This is a genomic window from Kitasatospora sp. NPDC088742, from assembly GCF_055584905.1.
Genome location: NZ_JBVJLD010000035.1, coordinates 69,829 through 94,595, shown reverse-complemented (window position 1 = coordinate 94,595; position 24,767 = coordinate 69,829). Strand labels below are relative to the sequence as shown.

The window sequence follows — 24,767 nt, the reverse complement described above, 5'->3', positions numbered from 1 at the left end:
TGTCCCCCCCCCCCCCCCCGCCCCCGGGGTTCACCCCCCCCTTGTGGTGGTTGGTTTGCGCGCGGCTCTTGTGGGGGGGGCGGGGGCCGGTGGGTGGGGGGGGGGGGGGGGGGGCCCCCCCCCCCCCCCCCCCCACCGCCCTTTTCCGCCTCCGGTCAGCCCCGGGATTTCCCGGCCCCGCGCAGCGCCTCCTCGAGCAGCCGGCCGACCGCGGCCAGCGGGCCGGGCTCGGTCATCCGGTGGTGCTCGCAGTCGATGTCGTGGCTGCGGACCGTTCCGGTGACGAACTGCTCCCACAGGGCGGGGGAGGCCACCTCGGCGGTGTCGCCGAGCGCGGCCCGCAGCAGCAGGACGTCCCCCTCCAGGAGACCGGGCACGAACTCCTGCCGGAGCCGGTAGTTGGTCCGGTACACCGCCACGAAGGCCCGCAGCTGCTCCTCGTCCAGGGCCTCGATGCCGTTCTCCCGGAGCAGCGCGGCGACCGACTCCGGGGTCAGCTCCTCGTGCGACAGCCGGCCGGTGCCCCCGGCGAGCGAGCCGAAGTAGTCCAGCGCGGACGCCAGCACCTGGGCGTCGTCGGGCACCCCCGGCTCGGCCGACGAGGTGTACGGGTAGGCGTCCAGCAGGGCCAGCAGGGCGGTCTCCTCCCTGGCCTCCCGCAGCCGCCGGGCCGTCTCGTGGGCCACCACTCCGCCGAACGACCACCCCAGCAGGTGGTACGGCCCGCTGGGCTGGACCTCGCGGATCAGCGCCGCGTACCGCTCCGCCAGCTCCCCGAGCGACTCCGGCAGGTCCTGAGGGTCGGTCAGGCCCGGTGCCTGGAGCCCGTAGAGCGGCTGTTCGGCGTCCAGCGACTGGAGCAGGCCCGCGTAGCACCAGCTGATGCCGCCGGCCGGGTGGACGCAGAACAGCGGCGGACGGCTGCCGGAGGTGCGCAGCGGGAGCAGCGCGGCCAGCGCGTCGCGGGGGGAGGTGGGCAGGCCGGTCCGCTCGGCCAGCAGGGCCGGCGTCGGGGCCTCGAACAGCACCCGGACCGAGAGCGCGGAGCCCGTCACGTCCTGGGCGGCCCGGACCAGGCGGGCGGCCAGCAGGGAGTGCCCGCCCAGTTCGAAGAAGTTGTCGTCGATGCCCACCTCGGGCAGGCCCAGGGCGTCCGCGAACAGCTCGCACAGCACCTGCTCGTGCGGGGTCCTGGCCCGGCGGCCCGGCCCGGCGGAGAGCTCGGGCACGGGCAGCGCGGAGCGGTCCAGCTTCCGGTTCCGGTTCAGCGGCAGCCGTGGCAGCTCCACGAAGGCGGTGGGCACCATGTGGTCCGGCAGCTCGCGCCGCAGCGCGGTGCGCAGTCCGGCGTGGTCCGGCTCGGCCCCGGGGGCCGGGACGAGGTAGCCGGCCAGCAGCGGGCCGCGCGGGCCCCGCACCACCTGCACCGCCGCGTCGGCGATCTCCGGCCGGGCGCGCAGCCGGGCCTCGATCTCGCCGAGCTCGACCCGGAAGCCGCGCAGCTTGACCTGCCCGTCCGAGCGGCCGACGAACTGCAGCTCCCCGTCCGGCAGTCGCCGCACCAGGTCGCCGGTGCGGTACATCCGTTCCCCCGGCGCCCCGGCCGGGCAGGCCGTGAACCGGCCCGCGGTGAGTGCCGGACGGTTGAGGTAGCCGCGGGCCAACTGGGGCCCGGACAGGTAGAGTTCGCCCGCCGTGCCGGGCGGCACCGGCATCAGGCCGGCGTCCAGCACGTGCGCCCGGAGCCCGGCGAACGGGCCGCCGACCGGCACGTTCGGCGGCTCCTCGCCCGGGGAGCGGATGGCGTGACTGCTCGTCAGCACCGAGTTCTCGGTGGGCCCGTAGACGTTGGCGAGCACCGGCCGGCCGGCCGGGAACAGCGCGTACCAGGGCTCCAGCCGGGTGGTCTCCAGCAGCTCGCCGCCGATCGCCACCGTGCGCAGGGCGAGCCGGGCGGCGGTCTCCGGATCGGCCTGGGCCGCCTCCAGCAGCTGCTGGAAGGAGGACGGGGTCTGGGTCAGCGCGGTGACCCGCTCCTCGGCCAGCAGCCGCAGGAAGGCCGGCCCCGAGTGCACCTGCTCCTGCGACACCAGGACGGCGCGGCCGCCGTGCAGCAGGGCCGCCAGCGACTCCCAGACCGAGAAGTCGAAGGCGTACGAGTGGAACACCGTCCAGACGCCGGGATCCTCCAGGCCGAACAGGTCGTCGGCGGCCCGGAACAGGTGCAGCACGCCCGAGTGCGGCACCACGACGCCCTTCGGCGTCCCGGTGGACCCGGAGGTGTAGATCACGTAGGCGGCGTGCCCGCCGGTGAGCGGCGCCCGGCGCTCGGCGTCGGTCAGCGCCGTCGCCGCGGACCGCTCCAACTCCCTTGCCGTGTCCGGCTCGTCGAGCACCAGCAAGGGGACTTCGCCGGGCAGGTCGCCCGCCACCTCCCGGACGGTGACCAGGCAGACCGGGCCGGCGTCCCGCAGCGCGGCCGCCAGCCGGCCGGCCGGGTGCGACGGGTCCAACGGGACGTGGAAGGCACCGGACTTGAGCACGGCCAGCACGGCCACCAGTTGGGCGGTCCCGCGCGGCAGCGCCAGCGCGATGGCCCGCTCGGGGGCCGCGCCGCGCGCGACCAGCAGCCGGGCCAGCCGGTTGGCGCGCGCGTCCAGCTCCCGGTAGGTCAGCCGCTCCTCCCCGGACACCACGGCGGTCTCGTCCGGCACCCGGGCGACGACGCGTTCGAAGGCCTGCGGCAGGGTCTCCACCCCGGGCGGGGCCGGGCGGGGTTCGGTGGTGCGGTCCCACCGCGCCAGCAGGGCGCTCTCGTCCGCCGAGAGCAGCGGGAGCCGGGTGACCGGCAGGTCCGGGTCGGCCACCGCCTGCCGGAGCAGCTCCAGGTAGCGCTCGGTCAGCTCCTGGACGGTCGAAGGGTCGAACAGGTCGGAGCTGTACTCGACCGAGCCCTCGACGCCGCCGGGCCCGCCGTCCGGGCCGCGCCGCTCGACCAGGGTGAAGGTCAGCTCCCAGCGGGCGGTGCCGGGATCGACCGGCAGCAGCCCGTCGGTGCGCAGGCCCTCCAGCGCGAGCTCCTCGCCCGGGACGTTCTGCAGGGCCAGCCCCACCTGGAAGAGCGGGTGCCGGGAGAGCGAGCGCTCCGGGTTGAGCACCTCCACCAGGCGCTCGAACGGCACGTCCTGGTGGGCGTACGCCTCCAGGCCGGTGGCCCGGACCCGGGCCAGCAGCTCGCGGAAGCCCGGGTGGCCGGAGACGTCCGTCCGCAGCACCAGCATGTTGACGAAGAAGCCCACCAGCTCGTCGGCGGCGGTGTCGGTGCGCCCGGCGACGGGGCTGCCGACCGGGATGTCGGTGCCCGCGCCGAGCCGGCACAGCAGGGCGGCGAGTCCGGCGTGCAGCACCATGAACAGCGTGGCGCGCTCCTCGCGGGCCAGGCCGGACAGCCCCCGGTGCAGCTCCTCGGGGATCCGGAAGTGCACCAGGCCGCCCGCACCGCTGGGCACAGCCGGCCGGCTCCGGTCGGCGGGGAGGTCGAGCGCGGCCGGCAGCTCGTCCAGGCGCTCGCGCCAGTAGGCGATCTGACGGGCCATCCGGCTCTCCGGGTCGGCCTCGTCGCCGAGCAGCTCGCGCTGCCAGAGCGCGTAGTCGGCGTACTGCACCGGCAGTTCGGCCGGGCCGGCCCCGGTGCCAAGGACCCGCGCGCCGTACGCGGCGGTGAGGTCGCGCAGCAGCGGGCCCATCGACCAGCCGTCGCCGGCGATGTGGTGCAGCAGGAGCAGCAGCACGTGCTGCTCCTGCCCGACCTGGAACACCCGTACCCGCAGCGGAGGTTCGGAGCCGATCTCGAAGCCCCGCCCGACCGCCGCGGCGAGTGCGGCGGCCAGGCCGTCCTCGTCGGTCTCCTCGGCCGTGAGCACGGAGGGCAGCTCCCCGGGGGCGAGCAGCCGCTGGTACGGCTCGCCGCCGGCGTCGGGGAAGACCGTGCGCAGCGCCTCCTGACGGAGCAGCAGGTCGTCCACCGCGCCGCGCAGCGCCGCCAGGTCCAGCGGGCCGGTCAGCCGCAGGGCCGCCGGGATGGTGTAGGTGGGGCCCGGCCCCTGCAGCTGGTGCAGGAACCACAGGCGCCGCTGCGCGTAGGAGAGCGGCACCCGTTCGGGCCGGGGCATCGGGCGCAGCGGTGGCTGGGCGCCGGCCGCCCCGGTCAGCCGCCGGGACAGCCCGGCCGGCGTCGGCTCCTCGAACAGGGCCCTGACGGGCAGTTCGACGTCGAACAGCGTGCGTACCCGGCTCACCAGCCGCATCGCGGTGAGCGAGTGGCCGCCCAGCCGGAAGAAGTCGTCGTCGGCGCCGACCCCGGGCACGCCCAGGACCTCGGCGAAGGCCTCGCAGAGCAGCTCCTCCTGCGGCGTGCCCGGCCGCCGGCCGGCGACGGGCGCGGCCGGGGCGGGCAGCGCCCGGTGGTCGAGCTTGCCGTTGGCGGTCAGCGGGAAGGAGTCCAGCGGGACCAGCAGGGCGGGCACCAGGTAGCCCGGCAGCGCCGCCGCGATCCAGTCGCTCCACTCGGCGGGGCCGGTGCGCGCGCCCGGGGCGGCCAGCACGTAGCCGGTCAGCTGCTTCTCGCCGGGCCGGACCTCGCGGGCCAGCACGGCGGCCCGGACGACGTCCGGGTGCGCGGCGAGCCGGGCCTCGATCTCGCCGGGCTCGATCCGGAAGCCGCGCAGCTTCAGCTGCGCGTCGGCGCGGCCGAGGAACTCCAGCTGCCCGTCCGGGCGCCGCTTGGCCAGGTCACCGGTGCGGTACATCCGGGCCCCGGGCGGTCCGTACGGGCAGGCGAGGAAGCGCTCCGCGGTGAGCCCCGGACGGCCGAGGTAGCCGCGGGCCAGCCCGGCCCCGGCCAGGTACAGCTCGCCGGTGAACCCGTCCGGGACGGGCAGCAGCGCGGAGTCCAGCAGCAGGACCCGGGTGTCCTGGAGCGGCCGCCCGATCGGCAGCGACGGCTCCGCCCAGCCCTCGGCGGGGACCCGGAAGGAGGTCACCCCGAGAGTGGCCTCGGTGGGCCCGTAGAGGTTGTGGACCGCGGTGCCGGGGCTGTGCGCGAGCACCGCGCGGACCACCGGGGCGGGTACCGCGTCGCCGCCCGTCCAGACCTCGCGCAGGCCGGTGAAGCAGTCCGGCGCGGTGTCGGCGAGGACCCCGAACAGGCCGGCCGCCATCATCACGCAGGTGACGCCGTGCCGGGTGACCGCCTCGCGCAGGACGGGGCCGTGCAGGTCGCCCGGCGGGCAGACCACCACGGCCGCCCCGCTGAGCAGGGGCACCCAGAGTTCGTAGGTCGAGGCGTCGAAGGCGTACGGCGAGTGCAGCAGGATCCGCTCGCCGGGGCCGGAGCGCCAGCAGCTGTCCAGCGCGAGCGCCAGCACGTCGCGGTGGGTGATGCCGATGCCCTTGGGCTCGCCGGTGGAGCCGGAGGTGTGCATCAGGTAGGCGAGCTGCTCCGGGTCCCCGGGGTGTGCGGCGAACTCCCCGTCGGCGTCGGCCGGTTCGGTGCGGTCGGTGCGGACGACCGGGAGGCCGGCCGGTGCGGCGGGCTCCCGGTCGGTGAGCAGGGCGACGGCGCCGGTGCGCGCCAGCAGCTCGGCGGTCCGGGCCTGCGGGTCCTCCGGGCGGAGCGGTACGTAGACGCCGCCCGCCAGCAGCACCGCGAGGGTGGCGACCACCAGGCCGGCGGACCGCTCCACCAGCACCGCGACCGGGGACTCCGGCCCGACGCCGTGCCGGCGCAGCCGCCCGGCCAGCCGCAGCGCCCGCTCGCGCAGTTCGCGGTAGGTCAGCTGCCGCTCGCCCTCGACCACCGCGACGGCGTCCGGGGTACGGGCCGCCCGGGCCAGGAAGCGCCCGTGCACGGTGCCCTCGGTGCGGCCCGGTTCGCCCGCCGGGCCGGTGGCGGCAGCCTCCCACCGCTGCCGCTCGGCCGGGCCGGCCGGGTCGAAGCGGCCGACCGGGAGGTCGGCCCGGCCCGGCAGGGAGGTCAGGATCCGGCGGAACTCCGCGAGCAGCCGTTCGGCGTCGGCCCGGTCGAACACGTCCGGCCGGTGGTCGAGCCGCAGCACCAGCCGCCGTCCGGGGCCGACCGCCAGGGCCAGCGGGTAGTGGGTGGCCTCCGCGCTGCCGACGCCGGTGAGCCGCAGACCGGGGGCGAGGTCGTGACTGCCGGAGGACGGGAAGTTCTCCACCGCCACGATGGTGTCGAACAGCCACCCGCCGCCCGCGAGTTCCTGGATCCGGGAGAGGCTGACGAACTGGTGGTCCATCAGCTCGATCTGCTCGGCGCCGATCCGGTCGAGCACCGTCTCCACCCGCTCCCGCGGGCTCCACCGCACCCGGGCGGGCACGGTGTTCATGAACAGGCCGATCATCTCCTCCATGCCGGGCACCTCGCCGGTGCGGCCGGACACCGTGGTGCCGAACACCACGTCCTCGGCACCGGTGAGGCGGCGCAGCAGCAGCGCCCAGGCCAGCTGGACCAGGTGACTGAGGGTCAGCCCGCGGGAACGGGTGAAGGCGGCGAGCTCCGCCGACTCCTCCTCCGACAGCTCCCGCACCAGGCGCCGGGCCCGCACGGCGGCGGCGGCCGGTCCGTCCGGGGCGGTCAGGGTCGGCTCGGCCGGACCGGCCAGGTGGTGCCGCCAGGACTCCTCGGCGGCGGCGGTGTCCTGCCGGTCCAGCCAGTCCAGGTAGGCGCGGTGGCCGGTCACCGGGGGCAGGGCGGAGGCCCGGCCCCCGGCCGCGTAGTGCGCGAACAGCTCGCGCAGCATCAGCGGCATCGACCAGCCGTCCAGCAGGATGTGGTGGTGCGTCAGCAGCAGCCGGTGGCGCGGCCCGGGCCCGAGCCGGACCAGGGTGGCGCGCAGCAGCGGCGGGGCGGCCGGGTCGAAGCGGCGCTCCCGGTCCTGCTCCGTCAGCCGCTCCAGGGCGGCGGCCCGCCCGGCCTCGTCGAGGCCGCTCAGGTCCGCCTCGGCGAGGCGGAAGCCGTCCGCCCCGCCGTCGAAGCGGACCGGCCGCCCGGCCCCCTGGTGCCGGAACCCGGCCCGCAGGGCCGGCTGCCGGGAGAGCAGGGACCGGAAGGCGGCCTCCAGGACCGCCGGGTCCACCGGCCCGTCGAGGTCCAGGTGGAGCTGCACGGAGTACAGGTCGGGCGCCGCGTCGTCGTACAGCGCGTGGAAGAGCATGCCCTCCTGGAGCGGGGTGAGCGGCAGCTCGGGCTCGACGCCGCCCTCCGGCAGCGCGGTTGACGGTCCGTCGGACGGGGTTCCCGCTCCGGGACCGCCGTCGCCCAGGGCCGGCCCGCCGTCGCCGCCGGGCTCGCCGGTGGCGGCCCCCCGGCCGTCCGGCCCGTCGAGCAGCTCGTGCAGGGCCGCCGTCCAGAGCCGGGCCAGCTCGCCGACCGCCTCCGCCGTCAGCAGCCGCCCCGCCCAGGTGAAGCCGGCCGCGAGCTCCGGCCCGCCCTCGCCGTCGCGGAAGTACGCGGTGACGTCGAGCAGGTGCGGCAGCGGCATGGCCTGGTCGAGGCCGCCCTGCGGGAGGGCGTGGCCGCCGGGCCGCCAGGGGCCGGTGGCCCGGGGGGCCGGGCGGCCGAGGAAGTTGAAGCCGATCTGCGGCCGGGGCAGGCCGGCCAGCAGCGGACCGGTCTGCGCGTTGAGGTGGCGCAGGATGCCGAAGCCGAGGCCGTCGGCGGGCACCGCGCGCAGCGCCGTCCGGACGGCGTCCAGGGCCCCGGTGGCCGGGCCGCCGTCCCGGGCCCCGGCGGCGTCCAGCCGGACCGGGTGGAAGGCGGTCAGCCAGCCGACCGTCCGGGTGAGGTCCTGCCCGGCCGGACCGGCGGACCGGCCGTGGCCCTCCAGGTCCACCAGCAGGGAGCCGGTGCTCTCGCCCCGGCCCTGCCGCCAGCGGTCGACGGCCACCGCCAGCGCGGTGAGCAGCAGTTCCTCGCCGTGCTCGGACGGCTGCCCGAGCAGCGCGGCGCCGGTGCCCGCGGGCAGCGCGACGGTGAGGTGCCCGGCGGTGGCCGCGCTCTCCCTCGGCGGCTGCCCGTCGGCGGCCACCAGCGAGGCGTCACCGCCCGTCAGGGTGCCCACCCAGTGCGGGAGTTCGGCCAGCCGCTCGGCGGCGTTCGCCTGGCCGGTCAGCCACTCCGACCACTGCCGGAAGCCGGTCCCTTCGGCCGTCTCGGCCGGGGCGGGTGCCCCGGAGCGCACGGCGGCCCAGGCCCGGGCCAGGTCCTGGCTCAGCACGCCCCAGGAGACCGCGTCGACGGCCAGGTGGTGCACCACCAGCAGCAGCTGGTCCGGCCCGGCGCCGCCGGGGACGAGCACGGCCCGCAGCATCCGGCCGGCGGCCGGGTCGAGCGACCGTACGGCCTCGGCGGCGTGCTCGGCCAGGTGGTCGGTGCCGTCGGTGGCCACCGTCAGGCAGTCCTCGGCGCGCACCGCTCCGGCGGGCTGCGCCTCCAGGGTCCAGACCAGGCCGCCGGCCAGGCTGGTGAGCTTGAGCCGCAGGGCGTCGTGACGGTCCGTCACCTGCTGGAGGGCGGCGCGCACACCGGCCTCGTCGGCCTCGGCGGGCAGCTCCAGCAGCAGCGACTGGTGGAAGCCGTCGATGCCGCCGCCCTGCTCGCGCAGCCAGTGCATGGCGGGGGTGAGCGGCACCGGGCCGCCGGTGGCCGGGGCGGGAGCGACCTCGGCAGCGGAGGCGGGGGCGGGAGCCGCGTCCCGGCTCTCGGCCAGGGCGGCCAGGGCGGCCACCGTCTTCAGCTGGAACACGTCCCGCGCGGAGATCTGCAGCCCGGCCCTGCGGACCCGGCTGACCAGTTGGATCGACAGGATGCTGTCGCCGCCCAGGTCGAAGAAGCTGTCCTCGGCCCCGACCGAGGGCAGGCCCAGCAGCTCGGCCACCACCCGGGCGATCTCCTCCTCGGCCGCCGTGGCGGCCGCGCGGCCACCACCCCCGCCCGACAGGTCGGGCAGCGGCAGGGCGGCCCGGTCCAGCTTGCCGTTCGGGGTCAGCGGGAAGCCGTCCAGCTCCACGAACGCGGCCGGGACCATGAACTCGGGCAGCTGCCCGGCCAGGTGGTTGCGCAGCGCGCGTCCGTCCACGGCCAGGCCGGGCCGCGGCAGCACGTAGGCGACCAGGCGGCGCTCGCCGGGCTGGACCTCGGCGTGCACCACGGCGGCGCGGGCCACCTCGTGGTGCCCGGCCAGCGCCAGCTCGATCTCGCCGGGCTCGACCCGGAAGCCGCGCACCTTGATCTGCTGGTCCGCGCGTCCGACGAACTCCAGGACGCCGTCCGGCCGTTGCCGCACCACGTCGCCGGTGCGGTACATCCGGGCCCCGGGCTCGCCGAACGGGCAGGCCACGAAGCGCTCCGCGGTCAGACCGGGGCGGCCGACGTAGCCCCGGGCCAGCCCGGCGCCCGCGATGTACAGCTCGCCGGCGCAGCCCACCGGCAGCGGGGCCAGCCGGTCGTCCAGGACGTAGGCCCGGGTGTTGTCCAGCGGCCGGCCGATCGGCACCGCGGAGCCGATCCGCTCCGGCGCGCGGACGCCGTACCAGGTGACGCCCAGGGTGGTCTCGGTGGGCCCGTACAGGCACTTGACCACGGTGTCCGGGCAGCGGTCGAGCACCCGCTGCACGGCGGTCGGCGGGACCACGTCGCCGCCGGTCCAGATCTCCCGCATCCCGGCGAAGCACTCCGGCGCCTCGTCGGCCACCACGCCGAACAGGCCCGAGGTCAGCAGCGCCCCGGTCACCCGCTGACCGGTGATCAGCTCCCGCAGCAGGGCGACGTCCGGCTCGCTGGACGGCGCCACCACCACGCAGCCGCCGGTGAGCAGCGGGGTCCAGATCTCGTAGGTGGAGATGTCGAAGGCGTACGGGGCCTGCATCAGCACCCGCGAGCCGGGGCCGGAGTCCCAGCAGCCGTCCAGCGCCAGGTGGACCACGTCCCGGTGGGTGATGCCGCTGCCCTTGGGGACGCCCGTCGAGCCGGAGGTGTACATGATGTACGCCAGCTGGTCGGGGTCGGTGGTGCCGGCCGGGGCGGTGGCGGAGCGGAGGCCGTCCTCGGCGGCCGGCTCCGCGTCCACCACCAGGACCCGGGCGGAGTGCGGGAACTCCCGGCGCTCGGTGGCGCGGTCGACCAGCAGCACCGGGGCGCCGCTCTCCGCCATCACCTGCCGCATCCGGGCGGCCGGGTAGCCGGAGTGCAGCGGCACGTACACGCCGCCCGCCTTGAGCACGGCCAGCAGTGAGACCAGCAGGTCCGCGGTGCGCTCCTGGAGCACGCCGACGGAGACCTCGCGGTCCACCCCCAGCTCGCGCAGCCGGTGCGCCAGCAGGTTGGCCCGGCGGTCGAGCTGACGGTAGGTCAGCTCGGTGGAGCCGGCCACCACGGCCGGCGCGTCCGGGGTGCGGGCCGCCTGCTCCTCGAACAGCCGGTGCACCGGGCGGGCGGTCTGCGGCAGCGGCCGGTCGGTGGCGTTGAACTGCACCACCGTGCGCTGCCACTCCTGCGGGGAGAGGATCTCCGGCCGGGTGGCGAGGCGGTCCGGGTCGGCCGCGACCGCCTCCAGCAGCCGGACGATCCGCCCGTTGAACTCCTCGACCGTGGCCCGGTCGAACAGGTCGGTGCTGTAGTCGACCACCGCCTCCACGCCGTCCGGGCGGCCGTCCTCGGTGAACCGCTCGCGGAAGTGGTAGGACAGGTCGAACCGCGCGACCGAGCCGCGCACCGGCTCGACCGTCACCCGCAGCCCGGGCAGGGCGAGCTGGGCCCGCTCCATGTTCTGCAGCTGGACCGCCACCTGGAACAGCGGCTGACGGGCCATCGAGCGCTCCGGGTTGAGCGCGTCCACCAGCCGCTCGAACGGCAGGTCCTGGTGCGCGTAGGCGGCCAGGTCGGTGGCGCGCACCCGCTCCAGCAGCTCCCGGAAGCTCGGGTCGCCGGAGGCGTCGGTGCGCAGCACCAGGGTGTTGACGAAGAACCCGACCAGGTCGTTCAGTCCCTCGTCGGTGCGCCCGGCGATGGGGCTGCCGAGCGGCACGTCGGTGCCCGCGCCGAGCTGGACCAAGGTCCCGACCAGCGCGGTCTGGAGCACCATGAACAGGGTCGCGCGGCTCTCCTGGGCGAGTGCCACCAGCTGCCGGTGCAGCCCCCGGTCGAGGGAGAGGAAGCACTCGTCGCCGCGGTAACTGGAGACCGGCGGCCGGGGCCGGTCGGTGGGCAGGGCCAGCTCCTCGGGCGCGCCCCGCAGGACGCCGGTCCAGTGGTCGAGCTGGGTGGCCAGCAGACTGTGCCGGTCCTCCTCCTCGCCGAGCAGCCGCTCCTGCCAGAGGGTGTAGTCGGCGTACTGGACCGGCAGCGGCTCCCAGTCCGGGGCCCGGCCGTCCACCCGGGCGGCGTAGGCGGTGGTCAGGTCGTTGATCAGCGGGCGCATCGACCAGCCGTCACCGGCCGTGTGGTGCACCAGCAGCAGGAGGACGCGCTCGCGCGGCCCCACCTCGAACAGCTGGGCGCGCAGCGGCAGTTCCTCGGCCAGTGCGAAGCAGTGCCCGCGCGCCGCGGCCAGCCGCTCGGCCAGCTCGTGCCGCGCGCAGGTGGTGTGCTCCCAGTACGGGTCCGCCTCGGCCGGGTCCAGGATCTCCTGGCGGGCCCGGCCGTCGGTCGCCACCAGCAGGGTGCGCAGCGCCTCGTGACGGCGCACCACGTCCCGGACGGCGTCGCGCAGCGCCCGGACGTCGAGCTCGCCCTCCAGCCGCAGTGCCAGCGGGATGTTGTACGCGGGGCTGGGCCCCTGGAGGTGGTCCAGGAACCAGAGCCGGCGCTGGGCGAAGGAGAGCGGGATCTCCGGCGGCCGGACGGCCGGCACCAGCGGCGGCCTGGTGCTGGCGGAGGCGCCGAGCCGGCGGGCCATGCCCGCGACGGTCGGCTCCTCGAAGACCGCGCGCACGCTCAGCTCCTGGCCGAGCTCCGCCCGGATCCGGCTGGTGAGGCGGGTGGCCAGCAGCGAGTGGCCGCCCAGGTCGAAGAAGTTGTCGTCGATCCCGACCTCGGTGAGGCCGAGCACCTCGGCGCAGAGCGCGCAGAGCAGCTCCTCGTGCGGGGTGCGCGGCTGGCGGCCGCGCGGGCGGACGGCGAACTCCGGTGCGGGCAGCGCGTTGCGGTCCAGCTTGCCGCTGCGGGTGCGGGGCAGTTCGGGCAGCACGACCAGGGCCGAGGGCACCAGGTGCTCGGGCAGCCGCTCGCGCAGCGCGGCGGTGAGCGCGGTGGTCAGCGCCTCGCCGTCCAGCGGGCCCCGGGCCGGGTCGTTGGCGTGCGGCCGGCGGGTGGCCGCGGCGGTCCCGGCGGTGCGGTACAGCCCGAGCGGCTCCGGTGCTCCGAGCGGCAGCAGCAGCACGTCCAGGCTGCCGTCCTCCGCGTCGGCGTTCCAGGTGAGTTCGGCCCGGAGGCCGTGGCGTTCGGCGAGCCGGTGGAAGTCCTCCGGCGCGGGCAGGGCCGGGTCGGGGGAGCGGAACAGCCGGTGGACCGCCTCGGCGGGCGCCCGCTCGTCCAGGGCCTTGGCCGCGGCCGCCTCGTTGGCGACCCGGCTGTTGGGCACCCGGGTCAGCCGCAGGCCCTCCGGTTGCACCGGTTCGCCGGCCAACCGGGCCGCCAGCACGTCCAGTTGGCCCAGCTCGCTCCAGTCCAGCGCAGGGGGGACGGGAGTTGACACCCCGTCGGCCCGCTCCAGCGGCTGCTTGTGGACGACCACGTCGTAGCGGTAGCGGCTCATCTCGTTGTCGTGCCGTCCGCGCTTCACCCGGACGTCCACGCCCGCGATCTCCGGCAGCAGCTCGGGGAGGCCGGCGAAGTAGTCCGGGTCGACCAGGAGTTCCTTCTCCAGGGCGGTCCGGCGGTCGACGGCGCGGCGCAGCGCGGCCGCGTCGGTGGAGCGCTCGCTGCGGGTGAGCTCCACGGCCGAGCGCAGGGTGCGCAGCAGCCGCAGGTTGCGGATGTCGCCGAGGAAGAGCCGCCCGCCGGGGGCGAGGGCGTCCACGGCCTTGCGGATGACGTCGGTCAGGTAGTCGAGGTTCGGGAAGTACTGGACCACCGAGTTGACCACCACGGTGTCCAGCACGCCCACCGGGAGCCCGTCGAACTCGTCCGCGGCGCGGGCGAACAGCCGTACCCGGGAGGTCAGTTCGGGAAGCTCGGCGATCTGCTCGCGGAGCGCCTCGACCACGGCGGGGGAGAGGTCGGTGCCCCAGTACTCCTCGCTCTCCCGGGCCAGCGTGGCCAGCAGCAGGCCGGAGCCGACGCCGATCTCCAGGACCCGGCGCGGCCGCAGCGAGCGGATCCGGTCGAGGGTGGCGGTGCGCCACTCCCGCATCTCCTCCAACGGGATCGGAGTGCCGTCGTAACTGCTGTTCCAGCCGCCGAAGTTCTCGCCGAAGGCGATGGTGGAGGCGTCGGCGTACTGGGCGTCGAAGATCTCCTGCCACTCGCCGACCCGGCGGTCGCTGTCGTCCTCGGTGGCCTCGCCCTCCGTGGCGGCCGTCAGGTAGGCGACCAGCCGGTCGGTGCCGGTGTGGTCGGGGCGGGCTACCACGACGGCCTGGCCGACCAGGGCGTGCTCGGTGAGTGCCGCCTCGATCTCGCCCGGCTCGATCCGGAAGCCGCGGACCTTGACCTGGTGGTCGGCCCGGCCCCGGTAGTCGAGTTGACCCTCGGCGGTCCAGCGGGCCAGGTCGCCGGTGCGGTACATCCGGCTGCCGGGCCCGCCGAACGGGCAGGCCACGAAGCGCTCCGAGGTCAGCCCGGCCCGGCCGTGGTAGCCGCGGGCCAGGCCCGTGCCGGCCAGGTAGAGCTCGCCGGTGACCCCGGCCGGCACCGGCCGCAGGGAGCCGTCGAGCACGTAGGCCCGGGTGTGCGGCAGCGGGGTGCCGATCGGCGGGGTGCCGGTGCCGGTGCCGGTGAGCGGCGCGCTGGTGGTCGCGCAGACGGTGGCCTCGGTGGGGCCGTACGCGTTGATCATGCGGCGCCCGGCGGACCAGCGGGTGACCAGTTCGGGCGGGCAGGCCTCGCCGCCGACCAGCAGGGTGCGCAGGTGCTCCAGCCGGGCGGGCTGAACGGTGGCGAGCACGGTGGGCGGGATCAGCGCCAGCGACACCCGCTGCTCGGCGAGCACCGTGGCCAGCGCCTCCCCGGCGAGCACCTCCCCCGCCGGGGGCACCACCAGCGCGGCGCCGTTCGGCAGCGCCATCAGCAGCTCCATCACCGAGGCGTCGAAGCTCGGCGAGGCGGACTGCAGCACCCGGTCCCCGGGTGTGATGGCGAAGCGCTCGGCCATGGCGGCGACCAGTCCGGGCACTCCGGAGTGGGTGACCAGCACGCCCTTGGGGCGGCCGGTGGAGCCGGAGGTGTAGATCATGTAGGCGGGGTGGTCGGTCCGCAGCGGGGTCCGCCGGTCCGCGTCGGTGGGGTCGGCCTCGTTGCCGCCGCCGAGGGCCGGGAAGCCGTCGGTGGTGACGGTGAGGGTGGGCCGGGCGTCCTCGATCATCGCGTCGATGCGGTCGGCGGGGTAGCCGGGGTCGACGGGGAGGTAGGCGGCGCCGGCCTTGAGGACCGCCAGGGCGGCCACCACCAGGTCGGTGGAGCGGGGTAGCGCGAGGGCCACCACGTCCTCCGGGCCGATGCCCCGGCCGATCAGTGTGTGGGCGACCCGGTTGGCCCGCAGGTTCAGCTCCCGATAGGAGAGCTGCTCCCCGTCGCCGACCACGGCCGGTGCATCCGGGGTGGCGGCCACCTGACGCTCGATCAGGGCCGGCAGGGTGGCCGGCGGCGGTACGTCACCGGTCTCGTTCCAGGTGTGCAGGAGCAGGCGGCGCTCCTGCTCGTCGAGCAGCTCGATGCCGCCGATCCGCCGGTCGGGGTCCTCGGCGGCGGCCTCCAGCAGCCGCACCAGCCAGTCCATCAGCCGCTCCACGGTGGAGCGGTCGAAGAGCGCGGTGCTGAACTCGGCGACACCGCGCAGCCCGGCCGGGCCGCCGTCCGCGTCCCGGTGCTCGGACAGGATGACCGAGAGGTCGAAGCGGGTGATCCCGGGGTTGACCGGCTCGGGCGAGGCCTCCAGACCGGGGAAGTCCAGCTCGGGCAGGGCCATGTTCTGCAGGGCCACGACCACCTGGAAGAGCGGTTGGCGGGCGGCGGAGCGTTCGGGGTTGAGGGCGTCGACGAGCCGCTCGAAGGGGAGGTCCTGGTGGGCGTAGGCGGTCAGGTCGGTGGTGCGGGTGCGGGCGAGCAGCTCGCGGAAGGTCGGGTCGCCGGTGAGGTCGTTGCGCAGCACGAGGGTGTTGACGAAGAAGCCGACGAGGTGGTCCAGGTCGGGGTCGGTGCGGCCGGCGATGGGGCTGCCGAGCGGGATGTCGGTGCCGGCGCCGAGGCGGTGCAGCAGGGTGGCCAGGGCGGTCTGGAGCACCATGAAGACGGTGGTGCCGGTGTCGGCCGCGAGGGCGGCGAGGCGGCCGTGGAGGCCGGAGTCCCAGGTCAGCGGGAGGGCGTCGCCCTGGTACCCGGCGGTGGTGGGCCGGGGTCGGTCGGTGGGGAGGCTGAGTTCGAGCGGGATGTCGGCCAACTGGTCGATCCAGTAAGCCAGTTGGCGGTCGGTGACGGGGGTGGGGTGCTCGTCGGTGCCGAGCAGCTCGTGCTGCCAGTGGGCGTAGTCGGCGTACTGGACCGGGAGCGGCTCCCAGGCGGGGGCGTGACCGGCGGCCCGGGCGGTGTAGGCGGTCGACAGGTCGCGGAGCAGCGGGCGCAGGGACCAGCCGTCACCGGCGATGTGGTGGATCAGCAGGAGCAGGACGTGGTGGTCGGGCCCGGCCTCGAAGAGGGTGGCCCGGACGGGGAGTTCGGTGGTGAGGTCGAACGGCCAGCGGGCGGCTTCGACCAGACGCTCCGTCAGCTCCGCCCCGGCGTCGACGACGCTCCAGGGGACGGTGAGCTCCTCGGCGGGGGTGACGCGCTGGAAGGGCTGGCCGTCGGTCTCGCCGAAGGTGGTGCGCAGGGCCTCGTGGCGCTCGACGGTGTCGTGGACGGCCTGCCGGAGCGCGGCGGTGTCGAGCGGGCCGCGGAGGCGGACCGAGACGGGGATGTTGTAGGTGGCGCCCGGGCCTTCGAGCCGGTGCAGGAACCAGAGCCGGCGCTGGGCGAAGGAGAGCGGGGCGCGCGCGTCGCGCGGCCGGGGCGCGAGCGCGGGCCGGTCGGAGTCGGTGGTGAGCCAGGTGGCGAGACCGGCGACGGTGGGGGACTGGAAGAGGGCGCGGATCGGCAGGTCGGCGCCGAGCAGGGTGCGGGTGCGTCCGGCGACCCGCATCGCCAGCAGCGAGTGCCCGCCGAGGTCGAAGAAGCTGTCGTCGATGCCGACCTTCGGCACGCCGAGCACCTCGGCGAAGATCCCGCAGAGGATCTCCTCCTCCACGGTGCGCGGCTCGCGCGAGGTGGCGGTGGCCGCGAACTCCGGTGCGGGCAGCGCCTTGCGGTCCAGCTTGCCGTTGGGCGTCAGCGGCAGCGCCGCCAGCGGGACGAAGGCGGTCGGGACCATGTGGCCGGGCAGACTGCGGGCGCAGTGCTCGCGCAGCTCCCGCAGGTCGGCGTCCCGGTCGGCCCGGACGACGTAGGCCACCAGGCGGCGGTCGCCCCGCTCGTCGGTGCGGACGTCGACGACGGCCTGCCGTACGGCCTGATGGCGGGTCAGGACGGCCTCGACCTCGCCGAGTTCGATCCGGAAGCCGCGGACCTTGACCTGGTGGTCGGCGCGGCCGAGGTACTCCACGCAGCCGTCCGGACGGATCCTGGCCCGGTCGCCGGTGCGGTACATCCGGCTCCCGGGCTCGCCGAACGGGCTGGCCACGAACCGCTCCGACGTCAGCGCGGTGCGGCCCGCGTAGCCGCGGGCCAGGCCCTCGCCCGCCACGTACAGCTCGCCCTCCACGCCCCACGGCACCGGCCGCAGCGCCCCGTCCAGGACGTACGTCCGGGTGTTGCGGATCGGCCGGCCGATGGTCGGCGTGCCCTGCTCCCGGTCGGAGCGCCAGGCGGTGGAGTAGACGGAGGCCTCGGTGAGGCCGTACAGGTTGAGCACCCGGGTGCCGGGCAGGGCGGTGGAGATCCGGGCGAAGGCGTCGGCGGTCAGCGCCTCGCCGGCCACCACGGCGGTGCCCACGGTCAGGCCGTCGCCCGCTCCGGCCTCGGCCAGCGCGCTCAGCGCGGACGGCACGGAGACGGTCAGGGAGGCGGTCCGGGGGCGGTCGGCCAGGGCGAGCAGGTCCTGCACGATCTCGACGGACCCGCCGAGGCTGAGCGGCACCAGGAGCTCGAAGACCGAGGAGTCGAAGTTCAGCGAGGTGGCCGCGACGGTCCGCTCGAAGGCCTCGGTGCCCAGCTCGGCGCGTGCCCAGGCGATCAGGTTGACGATCCCGGCGTGCGGCACCGCGGCGCCCTTGGGGCGGCCGGTGGAGCCGGAGGTGAACAGCACGTACACCGGGTTCGACGGCTGCGGGCGCCGCCGGAGCCCGGCGCCGTCCTCGCCGTCCTTGCCAGGGGCGGCGGCGTCGGTGTCGTCGGCGTCGGTGAGGTGGAGGCGGGCGGGGTCGAGCGGGAGGCGACGGGCGTGCTCGGTGGTGGTGACGGTGAGGGTGGGGCGGGCGTCCTCGACCATGGCGGTGATGCGGTCGGTGGGGTAGCCCAGGTCGAGGGGGAGGTAGGCGGAGCCGGTCTTGAGGACGGCGAGGACGGCGACGACCAGGTCGGTGGAGCGGGGCAGCGCGAGGGCCACCACCTGCTCCGGGCCGGCCCCGCGCGCCGCCAGCCGCCGGGCCAGGGCCTCGGCCCGGACGTGGAGTTCGCGGTAGGTCAGCGTCTCCTGCCCGGCCTGCTCGACCGCTGGGGCGTCCGGGGTCGCGAGCGCCTGACGTTCCAGCAGGTCGGTGACGGTGACGGCCTCGTTCGGGTGCCCGGTGTCGTTCCAGGTGTGCAGGAGGAGGTGCCGCTCGTCCCGGTCGAGCAGGTCGATGCTGCCGATCCGCCGGTCGGGGTCGTCGGCGGCGGCTTCCAGCAGCCGCACCAGCCACTGCGCCAGCCGCTCGGCGGTGGAGCGGTCGAAGAGCGCGGTGCTGAACTCCAGCGTGCCCTCCAGGCCGCCGGGGGCGCCCTCGTCGGTGCGGTGCTGGTGGAGGTTGAGCGTCAGGTCGAACTTGGCGATGCCGGTGTTCACGTGCACCAGCGAGGCGTCGAGACCGGGGAAGTCCGGGCGCGCCTCGCCGGCGTTGTTGAGCGCCACCATCACCTGGAAGAGCGGTTGGCGGGCGGCGGAGCGTTCGGGGTTGAGGGCGTCGACGAGCCGCTCGAAGGGGAGGTCCTGGTGGGCGTAGGCGGTGAGGTCGGTGGTGCGGGTCCGGGTGAGCAGCTCCCGGACGGTGGGGTCGCCGGTGAGGTCGTTGCGCAGCACGAGGGTGTTGACGAAGAAGCCCACGAGGCCGTCGAGTTCGTCCTCGGTGCGGCCGGCGATCGGGCTGCCGAGCGGGATGTCGGTGCCGGCCCCGAGGCGGTGCAGCAGGGTGGCCAGGGCGCTCTGGAGCACCATGAAGACGGTGGTGCCGGTGTCGGCCGCGAGGGTCGCGAGGCGCTGGTGGAGCGCGGGGGTGATGCCGATCGGGAGCGCGTCGCCCCGGTAGTCGGCGGTGGTGGGCCGGGGGCGGTCGGCGGGGAGGCTGAGTTCGAGCGGGATGTCGGCCAACTGGTCGGTCCAGTAGGCGAGTTGGCGTTCGGCGGCGTGGGTGGGGTGCTCGTCGGTGCCGAGCAGCTCGTGCTGCCAGTGGGCGTAGTCGGCGTACTGGACGGGCAGGGGTGTCCAGTCGGGAGCCCGGCCGTCGCCGCGCGCGGTGTGGGCGGTGGAGAGGTCGTGGAGCAGCGGGCGCAGGGACCAGCCGTCACCGGCGATGTGGTGGATCAGCAGGAGCAGGACGTGGTGGTCGGGGCCCGCCTCGAAGAGGGTGGCCCGGACGGGGAGTTCGGTGGTGAGGTCGAACGGCCGCCGGGCGGCCTCGGTCAGACGCTCCGTCAGCTCCGCCCCGGCGTCGACGACGCTCCAGGGGACGGAGAGCTCCTCGGCGGGGGTGACGCGCTGGAAGGGCTGGCCGTCGGTCTCGCCGAAGGTGGTGCGCAGGGCCTCGTGGCGCTCGACGGTGTCGTGGACGGCACGGCGCAGCGCGGCGGTGTCGAGCGGGCCCCGGAAGCGGACCGCCAGCGGGATGTTGTAGGTGGCGCCCGGGCCTTCGAGCCGGTGCAGGAACCAGAGCCGGCGCTGGGCGAAGGAGAGCGGAGCCCGGTCGCCGCCCGGCCGGGGCGCGAGCGCGGGCCGGTCGGAGTCGGTGGTGAGCCAGTCGGCGAGCCCGGCGACGGTGGGGGACTGGAAGAGGGCGCGGACCGGCAGGTCGGCGCCGAGCAGCGCCCGGGTGCGGCCCGCCACCCGCATCGCCAGCAGCGAGTCGCCGCCCAGCTCGAAGAAGCCGTCGTCGATGCCGACCTTCGGCACGCCGAGCACCTCGGCGAAGATCCCGCAGAGGATCTCCTCCTCCTCGCTGCGGGCCTCGCGCGAGAGCGCGGCGGTGGTGAACCGCGGTGCGGGCAGCGCCTTGCGGTCCAGCTTGCCGTTGGGCGTCAGCGGCAGCGCCGCCAGCAGGGTGAAGGAGGCCGGCACCATGTGCGCGGGCAGGGTCAGGGCGCAGTGCTCCCGCAGCTCCCGGGGGTCCGGTTCCTGACCGGCCGCCGGCACCACGAAGGCCACCAACCGCCGGTCGCCGCCCGGGTCCTGATGGATGCTGGCCCCGGCCTGGGCCACCCCCGGGTGGCCGGCCAGCACGGCCTCGACCTCGCCGAGTTCGATCCGGAAGCCGCGGACCTTGACCTGCTGGTCGGCCCGGCCGAGGTACTCCACGCAGCCGTCCGGACGGATCCTGGCCCGGTCGCCGGTGCGGTACATCCGGCTCCCGGGCTCGCCGAACGGGCAGGCCACGAACCGCTCCGACGTCAGCGCGGTGCGGCCCGCGTAGCCGCGGGCCAGGCCCTCGCCCGCCACGTACAGTTCGCCCTCCACACCCCACGGCACCGGCCGCAGCGCCCCGTCCAGGACGTACGTCCGCACGTCGGGGAGCGGGCGTCCGATCAGGCTGCGGTCCCCGGCCGCCGCCGGGTCCAGCGCGAGGTAGGTGGTGTGCACCGTGGTCTCGGTGATGCCGTACATGTTGACCAGCAGCGGGGCGTCCTGAGGGTGCGTCAGGTACCAGTCGGCCAGCCGGGCCGGCTCCAGCGCCTCGCCGCCGAGCACCACCCGGCGCAGCGCCAGCCGGCCGGCGGTCGCGGGGTCCTCGGCCTGGGCCTGGACCAACTGGTAGAAGGCGGACGGGGTCTGGCTCAGGTGGGTGACGCCCTCGTCCGCCAGCAGGGCGAGGAAGGCGGCGGGCGAGCGGCTCAGCTCGTGGCCGACCACGACCAGGCGGCCGCCGTGCAGCAGGGCGCCCCACATCTCCCAGACGGAGAAGTCGAAGGAGACCGAGTGGAACAGGGTCCACACCTGCTCCGGTCCGAAGTCGAACAGGCCGGCGGTGGTGCCGAACAGCCGGGCCACGTTGCGGTGGGTCACCGAGACGGCCTTGGGGCGGCCGGTGGAGCCGGAGGTGTACATCACGTAGGCCGGGCCCTCGGCGTCGGCCGGGGAGGCGAACGGCTCGGCGGCGGACGCCTCGGCCGTCTCCGGGGCGTCCAGGACGACCGGTTCGACGTCCAGCCCGGCGAGCGCGGCGGCCGAGTCGAGGTCGGTGACGACCAGCCGCGCCGCCGAGTCGCCGGCCATGTAGGCGAGGCGGTCGGCCGGGTAGCCGGGGTCGAGCGGCAGGTAGGCGGCGCCGGTCTTGAGCACCGCGAGCAGGGCGGTGACCAGTTCGGCCCGGCGGGGGAGGGCGACGCCGACGACCGTGCCCGGCCCGGCACCCCGGGCGGCCAGCAGCCGGGCGAGCCGGTCCGAGTCCCGCTCCAGCGAGGCGTAGTCGACGGTGGTGCCGCGCGCCGGGTCGGTCAGGGCGACCGCCTGCGGGGTGCGGGCGGCCTGCGCGGAGAACAGGCCGGGCAGGGTGGCCGTGGTGGTGACGGCGGCGGCGGGCGGCGGGGTGAGGGCGGTGCGCTCCTCGGGCGAGAGCAGGTCCAGCGCGCCGACCGGCGCGGCCGGGTCCTGCCGGACCAACTGGCCCAGCAGGGACAGGAAACGGCGCCGGTGGCCGGCCAGGTCGGCCTCGGTGTAGACCGCCGGGTTGGCCTCGATGTACAGCTGGAGGCCGCCCAGGTCGGGGTGCTCGTAGGCGGTCACCTTGAGGTCGTCGATGGTGCCGGTGGAGATGGTGCGCCGGGCCGCCTTCGCGCCGGCGAAGCGCGGCTCCTCGGCGAACGGGATGATGTTGACCGTCGGCCCGAGCATCACCGGGCCGCCCTCGGCCTCGGAGAGCCGCAGTTCGCGGCGGAGGTCCTCGTAGCGGTAGCGCTGGTGGCGCAGGGTGGCCGAGGTCTCCTGCGAGACCCGGGCCACCAGCTGGTCCAGCGTCAGGTCCGGGCGCACGGTGATCCGCAGCGGCAGGGCGCTGGTCAGCATGGACGGTGTGGAGCGGCCGACCTCGGTGGTGCGGCCGGTCACCGGGATGTTCAGCAGCACGTCCTGACGGCCCGTCATGCGGTGCAGGTACGCCGCGAAGGCGGCGAGCACCACCCGGTACCAGCTGACCCCGGCCCGGTCGGCGGCCGTCTTGAGCCGGTCCAGGTCCTCGGCGGGCAGCAGGTCGTCCTGGCGCAGGAAGGTGTGCGAGGCCGCCGCCATCCGTCCGCCCAAGGCGAGCGGTTCGGGCCGGTCCGCCAGCCGGTGCGTCCAGAACTCCCGGTCCTGCTCGTACTGCGGGGACTTGAGGTACCCGGCGTCCTCGCCGAGCACCGTGTCGAGGGAGGCGAAGGTGGCCGGCCCGGCGTCCCGGCCGGCCGCGAGGGCGGTGTAGACCTCGCCGAGGCGGCGCCCGATCAGCCACACCCCGTACCCGTCGACCACGGCGTGGTGGTAGCGGTGGTACCAGAAGTACCGGTCCGGCGCGGCCCGGAACAGGGCCTGGGTGAACAGCGGCCCGTCGGTCAGGCTGACCGTGGTCTCCATGTCCGCGCGCATCCAGGCCTCGGCCGCGGCCCGGGGGTCCTCCTCCCCGCTGACGTCCAGCGTGGTCAGCACCGGACGGGAGAAGGTGTCCAGGACCTCCTGGACGGGCTGGCCGGACCGCTCGTGGAAGCGGACCCGGACGGCCTCGGTCTCCGCCAGCACCTGCCCCAGGGCGGTCTCGAACAGTCGCGGGTCGACCTCGCCGTAGATCTCCAGGTAGCCGCCAATGTTGAAGACGGGGCTCCGGGGGTCGAGTTGCTGGGCGAGCCAGATGCCGAGCTGGGCGGCCGAGAGCGGACGGAAGCCGGAGCCGGAGACGGGCGCCGAACCGGGAACGGACATCGAGGACTCCCCCTGCGAACTGGAGCGCGAACGGAACTGGAGCACGAACGGAAGTGGACGTGGCGGCGGCGGCCGTGAGCGGCCGTCAGACCACCGAGGGCGACAGCCCCCGGACGACCTGGTCGATCAGGTCGCAGAACCGGGTGACCTCGTCGGTGGTGTTGAAGTAGTGCACGGAGGCGCGCAGGACGCTCGGCAGCCGGCGGCTGGCCATGTCCACGCACGCGGTGTGGGCGAGGCAGTTCCAGACGTTCGCCCCGCGGGTGAGCATCGCCTCGCGGACGGCCGTGTGGTCACGGCCCTCGACCACGAAGCTCACCAGCCCGCTGAGGACGGGGCCGGCGTCCACCACCCGCACGCCGGGGAGGGCGGCGAGGGCGGTGCGCAGCTCGGCCGCGAGGGCGGTGATGCGCTGCCAGGCCAGGTCGACCGTCCAGTCCAGCGCGTAGTCCACCGCGACCCCGAGCCCGATCTTGGCGGCGGTGTTCACCTCCCAGCTCTCGAAGCGGCGGGCGCCCTCGGCGAACTCGTAGCGGTTGCCGCCCAGCCAGCGGGCGCCGTCCAGCGCGATGGTGACCGGCTCCACCTGCTGCACCCGGTCCAGCCGGGCGTACAGGAAGCCGGTGCCGCGCGGGCCGCGCAGGTACTTGCGGCCGCTGGCGGCCAGGAAGTCGCAGCCGACCTCGGCCACGTCGATCGGCACCTGGCCCACCGACTGGCAGGCGTCGACCAGGGAGATCGCGGAGGCCTCCCGGGCGACGGCGCAGACCTCCGCGACCGGGTTGACCCGGCCGTCGTGGGTCGGCACGTGGGTGACGGCGACCAGGCGGACCTGGTCGTCCATGACGCGCTTGAGCGCCTCCAGGTCGATCCGGCCCTCCTCGTCGTTGGGCACCACCTCGACCACCGCGCCGGTGCGGCGGGCGAGTTGGAGCAGGGCGAGGTGGTTGCCGCCGTACTCGACGGCGGAGACCAGGATCCGGTCGCCCGGCTTGAGCGGCACCGAGTAGAGCGCCTGGTTCCAGGCGTGCGAGCCGCTGGTGGTGAAGGCGACCTCGCGCGGGTCGCAGTTGAGCAGCCGGGCCACCGAGCCGTAGACCCGCTGCTCCGCCCCGGCGGCCCGCTCGGCCGCCTCGTAGCTGCCCAACTGGGCCTCTGCCCACAGGTGTTGGGTCATCGCGTCGACCACCGGGGTCGGCATCAGCGCGGCCCCGGCGTTGTTGAAGTGGATCACCCGGTTGGCGCCCGGCGTCTCCCGGCGGGCCCGGTGGAGGTCGAACGGCACCGGGAGGGCGGCGGCCGCGGTCGGCCCGGGCGGTGCGGCGGGTGCGGCCGCTGCGGCGCCGGGGCCCCGCAGGGCCTCGGCCACCAGGGCGACCAACTCCCGCTCCCGGCCCCGCAGGTAGAAGTGGCCGCCGTCGAACATCCGCACCCGGAACGGCCCGGTGGTGTGCCGGCGCCAGCCCTCCAGCGCGCCCTCGGGCGTCATCGGGTCCTCCCGGCCGCCGAAGGCGGTGACCGGGCAGGGCAGCGGTTCGCCGTCCAGGTGGCGGTGGAGTTCGCAGAGCCGGAAGTCCGCCCGCAGGATCGGCAGGAAGAGCTCGGCCAGCTCCGGATGGGCGAAAACGTGGTCGAGCTGGTCGTCCGTGGCGCGCAGCGCGGCCGTGAACTCCCGGTCGTCCAGGGTGTGCAGGGTCCGGGCCCGCAGCACGCGGTCCGGCGGCGGGTAGCCCGAGACCAGCAGGTGCCCGGGCAGTGCCATCCGCCGGTCCCGCAGCCGCCGGGTCACCTCGTACGCGAGCAGCGCCCCCATGCTGTGGCCGAAGAACGCGAACGGCAGGTCGGACTCCTCGGCGAGGACGGGGACGAGGGCGTCGAGCACCTCGTCCACCGTCCGCGCCAGTGGCTCGCCGACGCGCTCCTCGCGCCCGGGCAGCTGGACGGCGCACAACTCCACGCCAGGGCCCAGCAGTTCGCCCCACCGGTGGTAGGCGGACGCGCCGCCGCCGCCGGACGGGAAGCAGTACAGGCGTGAACGGACGGGCTCCCCCGGCCGGTCGTACCTGCGTATCCAGGCATCGCGCGCGCTCGGTGCGCCGCCCGTGCCCTCGGTGAGATCAGCGCCCACGAGACCTTCCCCGG

At 75.7% G+C, this 24,767-nt stretch carries 2 protein-coding genes; both read right to left on the bottom strand.

The features are described 5' to 3' along the window. Window positions 1-155 precede the first annotated feature (155 nt). Window positions 156-22,625, bottom strand: a complete 22,470-nt coding sequence (locus ACZ6ZR_RS25460) for a non-ribosomal peptide synthase/polyketide synthase (protein ID WP_465645962.1) — start codon at window positions 22,623-22,625, stop codon at window positions 156-158. An 85-nt stretch (window positions 22,626-22,710) separates the two neighbouring features. After that, complete coding sequence (locus ACZ6ZR_RS25455; protein WP_465645960.1) at window positions 22,711-24,753, bottom strand: aminotransferase class V-fold PLP-dependent enzyme; 2,043 nt, start codon at window positions 24,751-24,753, stop codon at window positions 22,711-22,713. Between the last annotated feature and the right edge of the window lie 14 nt (window positions 24,754-24,767).

What these genes read in the sequence shown, in the direction of transcription:
- ACZ6ZR_RS25460 (WP_465645962.1), bottom strand. Translation starts at nt 22,625, where the DNA reads ATGTCCGTTCCCGGTTCGGCGCCCGTCTCCGGCTCCGGCTTCCGTCCG.